The organism is Streptomyces sp. NPDC007162 (assembly GCF_040634175.1).
Lineage (GTDB): Bacteria > Actinomycetota > Actinomycetes > Streptomycetales > Streptomycetaceae > Streptomyces.
In genome coordinates this window covers 1-11,703 of sequence record NZ_JBEYFC010000275.1, presented here as the reverse complement: position 1 = coordinate 11,703, position 11,703 = coordinate 1, and the positions used below count along the sequence as shown (strand labels likewise).

Here is an 11,703-nt window from a genome sequence, read left to right as displayed (position 1 = left end):
GGTCAGCGCCGTCCGGCTGGGCGGGCTGCTCGTGGTGGAGGCCGCACTGCTCGCGGTGATGCTCCTGGTGACCTGGACCGGCGCCGAGGCGCAGGTCAGCCAGACCCTGGTGAACTGCAGTTCCCGAAGCACGCTGACCCAGAGTATCCAGGCGAACGGAACCACGACCAGCACCACGACCAACAGCGTCACCGCCCAAAATTCGGCATCGAATGGAGCATCATCCCGGAAGTCCTGGCGGTCCAGGCGGGCGGCAGCTACAGCCGCAGCTGGTCGTACGCCAAGGCGTCCGGCTGGAACGTGACCACCGGCATCAGCGTTCCCCCACGGAGGAAGGCGTGGCTCGCTCTGCGCCCGGTGATGCGTACGGTGCGCAGCAACCCGGTCTTCCACGTCGACGAGTATGGGTGGGGCAGGACCATCACGCATAGCTGGCGCGGCCGCGCATACAACGAGATCGTTTCCTACGGCGCCTACTACGACGCCGTCGGCAACGTGCTCGACTCGAACGGTCAGCCCACCGGCCAGATCGTCGCCCGCGACCGAGGTGTGAACAGCCGCGCCGACTGCGGCTGAGCTGAGACAGGCCATAGGCCCGGCTGTTTCCCGGCGAGCTGCCTCGCCGGGAAACAGCCGCATTGACTCGGGCCGCGCCCGCGGCCGCGCGGTGCCTGTCGGGAGCCAGACCGGCACGCTGTTCACCGATGTGGTTGCCGCACAGCTCACCCTGCATCCGGGCCAGACCCTTACCGAGCGGTACGGGGGCCCCGTGACCTCCCCGGGCGCGGCAGGCACGGTACAGCCGCGCCTGGCGCTGTACGGCTGACCCGCCCGGTGCGGGTAGGGCCGAGCTGTACCCGCACCGCGCCCGGGTCACTGCGGTTGGGGCCGGGTGCACACGCTGCGGTAGGGCCGTCGGCATATAGGTTGCTCCTGGAGGTCGGACCCTGCTGGTCCTGAGGGCGACAGACACCGGCTCCGGCGAGGCGAAGTTGTGGGACACGCCAGGCGTCGGTCGTCTGGCGATTCCGCAGTTGGCCTGCGCCGCAAGCGCACTGCTTGTCATAGCCGAGGTAGTCGGTGATCTCGACCTCCAGGGCGGACTCCATCAGCCGCTTGGTCAGCTGCTGGAGCAGCCCGCCCTCACCGGTCAACTGCAGACCCTCGGCCTGGGCCCGGCCCAACAGCTCTTCGATCAACTGGTCGTCCACAGCCTTTGCCTGCACAGCCTCCACGGGCTCGACAGCCTCGGATCCGGACACGTTCTCACTGGTCATCGACGCATCTTCCATGATCGGGAGTTACACCGAACGTCTTACGGTCCCCACGCGTCAGCCACGACGGGAGGCACAGCAGCAACATCAAGAACCGCGTCGGGAATGTTCACGTCTCCGTTGGTGAATGTCATGTCCCAGCAGCCGATGGGGGCTCAGCGACCATGTGCGAAACGACGATGTGCTTTTCAGGAACTGGGTGAAGGCGCCGGTGAAGACGAGCGGTGGGCTTCGACTGGGCCAGTCGATGATGTGGATGTTCAGTTCGTTCTTCCAACTGGACGGCGAACCCATCGGAGCGTTCGCATCGCAGGCCGGCCCTGGTCGTCAGCATGTGTTGGGCAGCACGGACCGAGCCGGCGACGACCCGCGTCTGCTCGTAGACTTCAATGAGGGGCAGCCCCTGCTGTCGGCACATGGACAGCCGGTGGGAGAGCGTCATGGGAACACCGTGCTGCTGTGGGAAGCGGAATACTGCATCCGCCGTGCTCGATTCCGCAGGAAGCTGCACTTCTCCGTAACATCCGAAGAACGAACCGTCCTTGATGTCAGGGAGACTTCCCGGCCCGACCGCACTGTCCACACATACGTCACCCGCAGCGATCCCGCGCTCGACCCGGTTGCCGTGCTCGGCCTCATCCTGCTGGAGGCACGGCCCAACAAGATGTCGGTCCTCAACGAGCTGTTCGAGAGGGGACAGACGTAACGGCTTGTGCGGAGTCGGCCTTCAGACCGGGGAAACCGGCTCGTGCCTGCGCGGCGCAGGGTGGCGGGACGTCGCGCAGCGCAGCCTCGACGCTTGTGGAACTGTGAACCCCCCTTGGGAGCCGCACCGCAAGCACCGGGTCGTACGAGGGCTGTGGGGCGCCCCACAGCCTCGCTGCGGCGGTACCGAGTTTCTTGACGTCGACGTGGATCAGGGTGACTTCCCCGGTGCGGCAGCCGGCCAGCTCGGCGTCCAGCACCAGGTGCGTGCTCACCTCGGTCAAGCAGGCCATCCGTACTTGGGGAAAGGAGCTCTTGTCGTGGCCGCGGCTGTTTCCGGGGCGGCCGAAGGCCGCCTCGTTGGCCGGGCTGTCGGCAACGTCCCAGCAGGTCCCGTCCACTGCCAGCAGCCGCAGTCCCCGCCAGAACGCCCCCGGAGTACTCTCGGTATCCATCGGTTTTGCGGTCGTGGTCAACAGGACCCGCAACGGCTCCGGACCCAGCCGCTGACGGGCCCGGAACAGCGACGATTTCGCCGGAACGTGCCAGCCGCCCAGCAGGCCCTGGCCCCGCAGCCCCTCGACCAGATGCCGCATCACGTCCAGATACGGCGCCGGCGATAACAGGGCCAGCCCGAGCACGAAGTACACCATCAGCCGGGCCGGCAGCAGACGTCTGCGCTGCTCCGCACGACCGCACGCGGCCACTGCACGATCCACCAGACCGGACGGGTACACCCAGGTCAGCAAACCCAGGCCCGATAACTCGCCGACATCCGCAGACACCCGAACCACCCCCGGGAACACATCCCCGACAGAGTCAAGCTAGTGCCGCCGGTGGTGGTGGCGGACGCCGGCTGCGGCCAGAACGCCGACTTCCGCGCCGGCCTGGCCGAGCGGCAACACGCGTACGTGGTCGGCGTCCGCGGCGATATCACCGTCCAGCCGCATGACGCACACCCCGATGCCCCGGCCTGGTCCGGCACCGGCCGTCGGCCGGTTCCTCGCTCCCGGCAGCCGCCGGTGACGGTGGCGGATCCGGCGGCGGCCGCCGGACGGGAGAGGTCTTCAAGAAGGAGATCTGACCGCGGGAAGGCTCCCGCGGCCGGATGACCTCCCGCTTCCTGGCGATGCTTTCAATCCTTGCCCGCGGCGACGGGCCCAGGTACGTGGCTGGTTCTGGCCGGTGTGCACGGCGCACTCAGGTCGGCAAGTGGCGCCCCGTGAGGACTCCACGCGCTCTGCCGGTGCCCACGGGCCACCGGAATGATGAGGGCACCGCACGTGAACCAGTCGAATCCGCATCCCTGTCCGTCGGTCAGGCGGACATGCGGCGGAAGGAGTCCACGTTGTTGCTTCTCATCTCCCCGGACAGTGTCGAGGAGGCCCTCGACTGCGCGAAGGCGGCGGAGCACCTCGACATTGTCGATGTCAAGAAGCCCGACGAGGGCTCGCTCGGCGCGAACTTTCCGTGGGTCATCAGGGAGATCCGTGACGCGGTCCCGGCGGACAAGCCGGTGTCGGCGACCGTGGGAGACGTACCGTACAAGCCCGGCACGGTGGCCCAGGCGGCGCTCGGCGCAGTCGTCTCCGGAGCCACGTACATCAAGGTCGGCCTCTATGGATGCACGACGCCCGAACAGGCCGTCGAGGTCATGCGAGGGGTGGTCCGGGCGGTGAAGGACCATCAGCCGGAGGCGCTTGTCGTCGCCTCGGGCTACGCCGACGCCCACCGGATCGGCTGCGTCAACCCGCTCGCCCTGCCCGGCATCGCGCTCCGTTCCGGCGCAGACGCGGCCATGCTCGATACCGCGATCAAGGACGGGACAGGGCTGTTCGACCATGTTCCGCCGGACGTCTGCGGGGAGTTCGTCCGGCTGGCTCACGAGGCCGGTCTGCTCGCCGCCCTCGCGGGCAGCGTCAAGGCGTCGGACCTCGGTGTGCTGACCCGCATCGGCACGGACATCGTGGGGGTACGCGGGGCGGTCTGTGAGGGGGGCGACCGCAACGCCGGAAGGATTCAGCCGCAGCTGGTGGCCGCCTTCCGGGCGGAGGTGGACCGGCAGGCCCGGGAACACGCGGCGGCCGTCGCCGCCGGGAGCTGACCACCGGCATGCCGACACCTCAGCTCCGCCGCGCACCCGAGCCCCGAGGCAAGTGCTTCGCCGTCCTGGACCCGGCCACGGGCGAAGCCTTCGACGAGGCTCCCAATCAGCAGCCGGACGAGTTGGACGCCGTCGTCGATCGGGCTGAGAAGGCGTGGCGCAGCTGGCGGGCCGACCCGGTCGCGCGCGCCACCGCGTTGCGTACGGCAGCCGACGTCGTGGAGGCTGTCGGGGCCGACCTCGCTCGGCTGCTCACCCGGGAACAGGGCAAGCCCCTGGCCGAGTCGTACGCGGAGATCGCCCGCACGGCGGCCCGCATGCGCTATTTTGCCGAGCTTGCTCCCGAACCCCAGCCGATCACCGACGGTCGGCCGGTGCGGAGCGAGATCCGCTGGCGATCGCTCGGGCCTGTAGCCGCGATCGTTCCTTGGAACTTTCCTCTCCAGCTCGCGTCGGCGAAGTTCGCACCCGCGCTCGCCGCGGGCAACACGGTGGTGCTCAAGCCCTCCCCGTTCACGCCCCTCGCCACTCGTCTGCTGGGGTCCGTCCTCGCCGCCGCCCTGCCTGAGGATGTACTGACGGTCGTCACCGGTCGCGAGCCCCTCGGCGCACGACTCGTGTCCCACCCGGGGATCCGCCATGTCACCTTCACCGGTTCGATTTCCAGCGGGCGGGTCGTGGCGGAGGGCGCGGCGGCCTCGCTGGGCCGGGTCACCCTGGAGTTGGGCGGCAACGACGCGGCCATCCTGCTGGAGGACGTGGATGTGGAGCGGATCGCGGACCGGCTGTTCTGGGCCGCGTTCCGCAACTGCGGGCAGGTGTGCATGGCCGTCAAGCGCGTCTATGCTCCGGCCCGGCTGTACTCCGAGGTGGTCGAGGCCCTCGCGCAGCGCGCGAAGACCGTCCTCGTGGGGGCCGGGCTCGACCCGGGCTCGCAGCTGGGTCCGGTCAACAACGCTGCTCAGCTGGGCCGGGTCGAGGGCTACACGTCCCGGGCCCTGGCGGACGGCGCCCGGGCCGTGGCCGGTGGCCACCGGCTGTACCGGCCGGGCTATTTCTTCGCTCCGACGATCCTGGCTGATGTCCCTCCCGGCAGCCCGGTGGTGACGGAGGAGCAGTTCGGTCCGGTCCTACCGGTGCTGCCGTACCGGAGCCTCGACGAGGCCGTGGAGGCGGCCAACGCCACCCGCTTCGGGCTGGGCGGCTCGGTATGGGGGACGGATCTCGACCGGGCCGGAGCGGTAGCCGATCGACTGGAGTGCGGGACTGCGTGGATCAACCACCATGCCGAACTGTCCCTCGCCCAGCCCTTCGCGGGTGCCAAGGACAGCGGTGTCGGCGTCGCGGGCGGGCCGTGGGGACTCTACGGGAACCTCCAGCCGTTCGTCGTGCACCGCCCGCAGGAGGCGTGAGGATGAGGTTCGATGCGGCCGTACTGCGCTCTTACGAGGGTCGGTTCGCGGTCGAGGAGGTGATCCTGCACGCGGGACCGGCCGACGGCGAGATCCTGGTCAGGATCGCGGGCTGCGGGATGTGCCGGACCGATCTCGCGGTCCGGCGTTCAGCGGGCCGTTCACCGCTGCCGACGGTGCTCGGCCACGAGGGGGCCGGGGTCGTGGTGCAAACGGGCGGCCCGGGCACCGGCCTGAGGGTCGGCGACCATGTCGTGCTGAGCTTCGACTCCTGCGGACACTGCCGGAACTGCAGGGGCGCGGCCCCCGCCTACTGCGACTCCTTCGCCTTGCTCAACCTCTTCGGAGGGAGCAAGGAGCACACGGACCGGTTCACCGACGCGGCCGGCGGCGCGCTGGCACCCCGATGGTTCGGCCAGTCCTCGTTCGCTGAATACGCGCTGGTCCCGGCCCGCAACGCCGTCCGGGTCGATCCCTCCCTGCCCATCGAACTGCTCGGACCGCTCGGCTGTGGCTTCCTCACCGGCGCCGGAGCGGTCTTGAACGTCTTCGCCATCGGCCCTGGCGACGGAGATAGGAGTCGTCCCCCGGCCGGGACTGGTAGCCGACGCCGAGCCGGTGCTCGGCGCGCAGCCCGTCGACGAAGGCCCGCACGGGGGCGGAGAGCCCTGCGTAGGCCGCGGCGAGGTTGGACCAGGTGGTGTCACCGCCGTACGGCGGGACGGTCTCGGCGCGCAGGATCGTCGCCGCCGGCGGGTCGACGCGGGCGCCGTGGTCGCAGTGCCAGCCGCGCAGCAGGCTGTGCCGGCGCCGCTGAAGCCACTCCTCGTGCTCCATCCCGAACCGCCCGCCCAGCTCCAGCCGGTCGGCGGTGGTCTCCACCTCGGGGAAGTCCGCGGGTGAGGCACCGCCGCGCCGCCCCAGGACGACGGGTTCGCCGAAGCGGCGCGCGAAGGCCACATGGGCCGCGTGGTCGAGCCGCTGATCGCGGAAGAAGACGACCTTCCAGCGCAGTACGGCCTCCCTGATGCCCGCGACCACGGAGTCGTCGAGGTCCTCCGTGAGGTCGACCCCGGTGATCTCGGCACCGATGTGCCCGGCGACGGGATGCACCGCGACCGTCCGGTTCCCCGTGCTGCTTCCCGTCGTCATATGTGCTCCGATGCTCGCCGGTACCGCTTCCCCGAAGATCGTGACAGCCGGGAGCACGCAACAGAAGACGCCCCGCTTGATCACCGCTCCCCCTGTCCCCGAGGGTGGAGACAGGACAGCTGGAGCCCGCTCGGTCAGGACGGGGGCTGCTGGACGACCCGGTGGTGGTCGGCGTGGCGGAGTCGCTCGGGGTGACGCCCGCGCAGGTGATCCTGCGCCGGCATGTCCAGCTCGGTGCCGTGGCCATCCCGAAGTCGGCGGACGCCGATCGGCAGCGGACGAACCTGGACGTCTTCGGTTTCCAGCTGCGCGACACCCAGATGACGGCCCTCTCCGAGCGCGCCCACCAGCGGCTGGGCGGCGACCCGGACAGCCACGAGGAGTTCTGAACGGCCGCCGGGTCCGTCTGCGGCCGGCGGTCACTCCTCGACGCGCTCCTCGGCGGCCTGCCGGCCGCCCCCGCCCCCGGTCGCGGTGAGGCTTCCGAGGATGTCCAGGAGTTCGGCGTCGCGGCTGCCGGGCTCGGCGTGGAAGACGACCACGGTGAGCCCGGTGCCGTCCACGGACAGTTTGTTCGAGTGCAGGTCGAGGGGGGCCGGCCGGGTACTCGAAGTGCAGGTACGTCAGGTACCGACCCCCGGCGAGCCCGCTCGGTGCGCTCCGGCCGCACCCTCGCCCAAGTCGCGACGGACGCGGACGACTGACCGCGCCCCTGTCCTTCCGCACCGCGGGACGGAGCGGCTCCGGCCCCGGGCGGCTCGCTGAAGCCCGACGCGGGAGCCGACGCCCGGCCCCCCGGACCACGCTCCCGACCACCCCGGACTGCCACCCCGACCAGCCCGTCCTGCGCCCCGACCGACCCACTCCCTCCGCCCCGACCGGCCCGGTCAGCCTCTCCGGTCGGCATGGTCGCTCCGCCTTGGTCGGACCCGTCACTGCGCCGCAGTCGATCCCCTCAGTTCGGGGAGTGGTTGTTCGGCCCAGATCGTCTTGCCGGTGCTCGTCTGTCTGCTGCCCCAGCGCTGGGTGAGCTGGGCGACCAGGAGCAGGCCGCGGCCGCCCTCGTCGTAGGCGTGCGCGCGGCGAAGGTGCGGTGAGGTCGAACTGCCGTCGGACACCTCGCAGATGAGCGCGCGGTCGCGGATCAGGCGCAGCTGGATGGGCGGTTCGCCGTAGCGGATGGCGTTGGTGACGAGTTCGCTGACGACGAGTTCGGTGACGAAGGCCGCCTCGTCCAGGCCCCAGGCGGTGAGCCGTACGGTGGCCGCCTGCCGGTAGTGCGCCACCTCGGCGGGGTCGGGCGGGATGTCCCAGGTGGCTACCCGGTCGGCGCCGAGGGAGCGGGTGCGGGCCAGGAGCAGGGCCACGTCGTCGGAGGGCTGTTCCGGCAGGACCGCCTTGAGCACGTTGTCGCCGAGGGCCTCCAGGGAGTCGGCGGGGGCGCTCAGGGCACGGCACATCTCCTCGATGGCACGGTCGACGTCCCGGTCCCGGTCCTCGATCAGGCCGTCCGTGTAGAGGGCGAGGACGGCCCCTTCGGGCAGGTGCAGTTCCACCGCCTCGAAGGGCAGCCCGCCGACGCCGAGCGGCGGCCCCGCGGTCATCGGGATCAGTTCGGCGCATCGGCCCGGCAGCACGAGGGCGGGCGCCGGGTGTCCGGCGGCGGCGAGCGAGAGGTGCCGCGAGACGGGGTCGTAGATGGCGTAAAGGCAGGTGGCGCCCAGTTCGGCGACCTCCTCACCGGTGCCGTCGGCGGCGAGGTGGGTCACCAGGTCGTCGAGATGGGTGAGGAGTTCGTCGGGTGGCAGGTCGACGTCCGCGAGGGTGCGTACGGCCGTCCGCAGCCGTCCCATGGTGGCGGAGGACCGGATGCCGTGCCCGACGACGTCGCCGACGACCAGGCCGACCCGGCTGCCGGAGAGCGGGATCACGTCGAACCAGTCGCCGCCGATGCCGGCCAGCGATCCGCAGGGCAGGTAGCGGTGGGCGACCTCGACGGCGGCCTGGCCGGGCAGGCCTCTGGGCAGCAGACTGTGCTGGAGGGCGAGCGCGGTGGAGCGTTCGCGGGCGAAACGGCGGGCGTTGTCGATGCAGACGGCGGCGCGGCTGCCGAGTTCCTCGGCGAAGACGGCGTCGTCGGGGGCGTAGTCGTCGGGGTGCGCGATGCGCACGCACACGGCGACGCCGAGCACCACGCCCCGGGCCTTCAGAGGCACCGCGATCATCGAGTGGGCGCCCTCGCGGTGGGCGCGGCCCGCCGGCGCGCGAGCGGTGCGTTCCTCGACCCAGCTGCGGAACGCGGGCTCACCTGCCTGACTGAGCACGGCGTGGCCCTGCCGCAGGGCCAGGGCCGGTGGCGACGCCTCCAGGTACATGTCCGTCTCGCCCAGGTGGACCGCCGCTTCGGGGGTGCCGTCGGTCCTCGAGCCGTGGGCCACGCGGCGCAGCATGATGTCGCCCCGCGGGACCGTGGGTACCTCCTCGGCGCCGAGCACCCAGTCGAACAGGTCCACGTTCGCGAAGTCGGCATATCCGGGGACGAGGAGTTCGACGACTTCCTCGGCGGTGCGCACCACGTCCAGGGTGCTGCCGATGGTGGTGGCCGCCTCGTTGAGCAGGGAGAGCCGGAGCCGGGCCAGGTACTGCTCGGTGCTGTCGAAGGCAGCGAGGGCGACGGCGGTCAGTTCGCCGTCCGGATCGCGCAGCGGCCACATCTCGATGCTCCAGGCGTGTTCCCGGTTGAGGGCGGGAACGCCGGTGAAGCTCTCGTAGCGTACGGGCCGGCCGGTCTCCACGACCTGGCGCAGATGGCGCAGGAAGCCCTGGCTGTGCGGGGCGTCCTCGACGGTGTCCAGGAAGAAACGGCCGCGCAGGGCTTCCTCCGGGACGCCCATGCCGTGGCAGGAGGCGTCGTTGGAGCGGAGGTAGTGCTGCCGGAGGTCGAAGACCGACATGGACATGGAGGCCTGCTGGAATGCCTGGCCCGCCAGGGTGGGGTCGGCCTTCCAGGGCGGGTCCGCGGTGACGGCGTATCCGGTGGTGCGGCCGTCGGGGCCGAGGATCGGACAGCCGGTCAGGGCGATCTCCAGCCGGCGCCCGTCGGCATGGCGCAGGGCGACGGTCCCGGAGCGGGCGGCCAGTGCCGCGGCGGGGATCTCCGCGGCGAGGAGGTCGGCGGCCGGCCTGCCGACGACCTCCTCGGGCGGGCGTCCGGTGAGCGCCCGCGCGCCCTCGCTCCACCCCGTCACCCTGCCCAGGGCATCGATGATCGCCGCGGCCGCGACACGCTCCATACGCCCCAGGATGAGACCTGTGTCCCAGCGCATCAAGCGCGGGACCGGGCGGTGTCAGCCCTGGTGGGCGCGGAGTGCGGCGAGCGCGCGGTCGGCGTGGGTGTTCATGCGCAGTTCGCTGCGGACGATCTCCAGGACGGTGCGGTCCTGGGCGATGACGAAGGTGGCCCGCCTGGTCGGGGCGAGCGAGAAACCGCGCTTGACGCCGAACCGCTCCCGGACCGTGCCGTCGGCGTCGGACAGCAGCGGCATGCCGAGGGTGTGCTTGCCGGAGAACTCCTGCTGCCGCTCCACGCTGTCCCCGCTGATCCCGACGGCGCGGGCACCGGCGGCCGCGAACTCGCTCGAGAGGTCCCGGAAGTGGCATGCCTCCGCGGTACAGCCCGCCGACAGGGCGGCCGGATAGAAGAAGAGCACGACGGGCCCGTCGGCCAGCAGTTCCGTCAGCGTCCGGGTCGTACCGGTCTCGTCCGGCAGCGCGAAGTCCTCGACCTTGCTTCCGACCTCGACTGATTCCGCCATCTAGCGGCCCTCCTCGTTTCGTGCGACCCCGCGCGCCCACAGCACCAGGGGGACCTGGAGCGGCAGCCGGGCGAGGGCCGCGGTCCGGTACGGCTGCGGCCGCCTGCGCCAGTCGACGGCCATCTGGACGTTGGCCGGGAACACGCCGACGAAGAAGGCGGCGGCGGCCCGGGCCGCCGCCGTCCGGGTGCGGGGCATCGCGATCCCCGCAGCCAGTGCCAGTTCCACGGCCCCGCTCCCGTACGTCCACGCCCGCGGTGACCCGGGCAGGGCCTTGGGGATGGTGGCGTCGAAGGACTTCGGGGCCGCGAAGTGGGCGACCCCCGCGGTGGCAAGCAACCCGGCGAGCACCAGGGCGGAACGTTCGGACCGGGACACAAAGCCTCCTCTGACGACCTGTCGCCGGATATTACCCGGCGGTATCGCCCCGGTCCGCGCCGGACCCTACTCCAGGTGGTAGGTGGCGTCCCGCTGGTCCAGCGCGGTGCTGATCGGCTGGACGTACAGCAGGTTGTCGTAGTGCCGCACGAACCGGCCCGGGTGGCTGTACGACTCCAGCGAGACCCCGGCCGGGTCGGCGAGGCCGGCTCGCCGGTGGAACGAGGCGTCACTGCCGAAGCCGGCGGTACCGTCGTCCTTCTCCACCCACACCTCGAAGTTCCGGTGACGCAGGTAGTAGCCGGGGTAATTCGCCGACTCCAGGGAGACGGTGCCGGTGCCGGCGAGTCCGGGGACGATCCGGAACTGGGAGTCCGCGAGGCCGGTGACGTTCGCCTCGATCCTCGCGCGGAAGGCGTAGTGGCGGACGTAGCGGTCCGGGTAGTTGTACGAGGAGAGGCGGACCGGGGTGACGCCGTCGGCCACCGGGATGCCGAAGTCCGGGGTGCCGTCGGCGTTCCAGTAGATCTTCTGGAGGCGGGTGCGGCGGTTGGGGTCGTTCAGCGGGTCGCCGCTGATGTCCTTGTAGTTGCGGTCGTGGTAGACGAGGATGTCGGACTTCCCGTCCTCCGAGACGGTGAACGAGTTGTGCCCGGGCCCGTACTGCGAGGTCGCCGCGTCGGTCTTGAAGACCGGAGTCGGGCTCTTGCTCCAGGAGGCCGCGTCCAGCAGGTCGGCCGAGGCGGACGCGGTGAGCATGCCGAGGCAGTAGTTGGCGTCGGTGGCGCTCGCGGAGTAGGTCATGAAGACCTTGCCGTCGTGCTGGATGACGGCCTCGTCCACCACGAACGCGTCGCTGCGCT

General features: G+C 70.9%; 11 protein-coding genes and 5 pseudogenes. 7 read left to right on the top strand and 9 right to left on the bottom strand.

Features of this window, described 5'->3' with window-relative positions:
• On the bottom strand, nt 1–192 hold a 192-nt coding region (locus tag ABZ646_RS27855; protein WP_360524418.1), incomplete at its 3' end, for a hypothetical protein.
• Between the two features lie 108 nt (nt 193–300).
• On the opposite strand from ABZ646_RS27855, the gene ABZ646_RS27850 reads away from it, so the two are divergent.
• Nucleotides 301–576, top strand: a complete 276-nt coding sequence (locus tag ABZ646_RS27850; RefSeq protein ID WP_360524415.1) for a hypothetical protein — start codon at nt 301–303, stop codon at nt 574–576.
• A gap of 482 nt (nt 577–1,058) precedes the next feature.
• Here ABZ646_RS27850 and ABZ646_RS27845 read toward each other — a convergent pair.
• Nucleotides 1,059–1,277: pseudogene (locus ABZ646_RS27845) on the bottom strand (IS256 family transposase); the annotation flags it as partial.
• Nucleotides 1,278–1,440: 163 nt separating this feature from the next.
• Between ABZ646_RS27845 and ABZ646_RS27840 the strand changes: the two are divergent.
• Nucleotides 1,441–1,980 (top strand): hypothetical protein, encoded by a 540-nt coding sequence (locus ABZ646_RS27840; protein WP_360524412.1) that lies wholly within the window; start codon nt 1,441–1,443, stop codon nt 1,978–1,980.
• Here the strand turns inward: ABZ646_RS27840 and ABZ646_RS27835 are convergent.
• Entirely contained in the window at nt 1,949–2,764 is an 816-nt protein-coding gene (locus ABZ646_RS27835) for a transposase domain-containing protein (protein ID WP_360524409.1), read from the bottom strand. The two genes, ABZ646_RS27840 and ABZ646_RS27835, sit on opposite strands and share 32 nt — an antisense overlap.
• Nucleotides 2,765–2,803: 39 nt before the next feature.
• On the opposite strand from ABZ646_RS27835, the pseudogene ABZ646_RS27830 reads away from it, so the two are divergent.
• From ABZ646_RS27830 to ABZ646_RS27815, 4 genes and pseudogenes are all read left to right on the top strand, one after another.
• Nucleotides 2,804–3,060 (top strand): annotated as a pseudogene (locus ABZ646_RS27830) (transposase); the annotation flags it as partial.
• Between the two features lie 267 nt (nt 3,061–3,327).
• Complete coding sequence (locus ABZ646_RS27825; RefSeq protein ID WP_360524406.1) at nt 3,328–4,083, top strand: (5-formylfuran-3-yl)methyl phosphate synthase; 756 nt, start codon at nt 3,328–3,330, stop codon at nt 4,081–4,083.
• An 8-nt stretch (nt 4,084–4,091) separates the two neighbouring features.
• A complete protein-coding gene (locus ABZ646_RS27820) occupies nt 4,092–5,495 on the top strand; it encodes an aldehyde dehydrogenase family protein (protein ID WP_360524403.1) in 1,404 nt (467 codons plus the stop codon).
• Nucleotides 5,496–5,497: 2 nt separating this feature from the next.
• Nucleotides 5,498–6,064, top strand: a pseudogene (locus ABZ646_RS27815) (alcohol dehydrogenase catalytic domain-containing protein); the annotation flags it as partial.
• On the opposite strand, the pseudogene ABZ646_RS27810 reads toward ABZ646_RS27815, so the two are convergent.
• Nucleotides 6,063–6,647, bottom strand: a pseudogene (locus ABZ646_RS27810) (TauD/TfdA family dioxygenase); the annotation flags it as partial. The pseudogenes ABZ646_RS27815 and ABZ646_RS27810 sit on opposite strands and share 2 nt — an antisense overlap.
• A 114-nt stretch (nt 6,648–6,761) precedes the next feature.
• Between ABZ646_RS27810 and ABZ646_RS27805 the strand changes: the two are divergent.
• A pseudogene (locus ABZ646_RS27805) lies at nt 6,762–7,036 on the top strand (aldo/keto reductase); the annotation flags it as partial.
• 30 nt (nt 7,037–7,066) lie between these two features.
• Here the strand turns inward: ABZ646_RS27805 and ABZ646_RS27800 are convergent.
• From ABZ646_RS27800 to ABZ646_RS27780, 5 genes are all read right to left on the bottom strand, one after another.
• Nucleotides 7,067–7,210 (bottom strand): hypothetical protein, encoded by a 144-nt coding sequence (locus ABZ646_RS27800; RefSeq protein WP_360524400.1) that lies wholly within the window; start codon nt 7,208–7,210, stop codon nt 7,067–7,069.
• A 369-nt stretch (nt 7,211–7,579) separates the two neighbouring features.
• Nucleotides 7,580–9,940 carry a SpoIIE family protein phosphatase gene (locus ABZ646_RS27795; protein WP_360524397.1) on the bottom strand — a complete coding sequence of 787 codons (2,361 nt, stop codon included), beginning with the start codon at nt 9,938–9,940 and terminating at the stop codon, nt 7,580–7,582.
• A 54-nt stretch (nt 9,941–9,994) separates the two neighbouring features.
• The gene (locus tag ABZ646_RS27790) at nt 9,995–10,462 is read right to left on the bottom strand and encodes a peroxiredoxin (protein WP_360524394.1); all 468 of its coding nucleotides are present in this window, start codon (nt 10,460–10,462) and stop codon (nt 9,995–9,997) included.
• Nucleotides 10,463–10,840, bottom strand: coding sequence for a hypothetical protein (locus ABZ646_RS27785; protein WP_360524391.1), 378 nt, complete (start codon nt 10,838–10,840; stop codon nt 10,463–10,465).
• A 66-nt stretch (nt 10,841–10,906) separates the two neighbouring features.
• A partial coding sequence (locus ABZ646_RS27780) for an AbfB domain-containing protein (RefSeq protein ID WP_360524388.1) occupies nt 10,907–11,703 on the bottom strand: 797 nt, incomplete at its 5' end.

Coding starts and splice junctions, on each gene's coding strand:
- ABZ646_RS27795 (WP_360524397.1), bottom strand. CDS start 9,940: ATGGAGCGTGTCGCGGCCGCGGCGATCATCGATGCCCTGGGCAGGGTG.
- ABZ646_RS27790 (WP_360524394.1), bottom strand. CDS start 10,462: ATGGCGGAATCAGTCGAGGTCGGAAGCAAGGTCGAGGACTTCGCGCTG.
- ABZ646_RS27820 (WP_360524403.1), top strand. CDS start 4,092: ATGCCGACACCTCAGCTCCGCCGCGCACCCGAGCCCCGAGGCAAGTGC.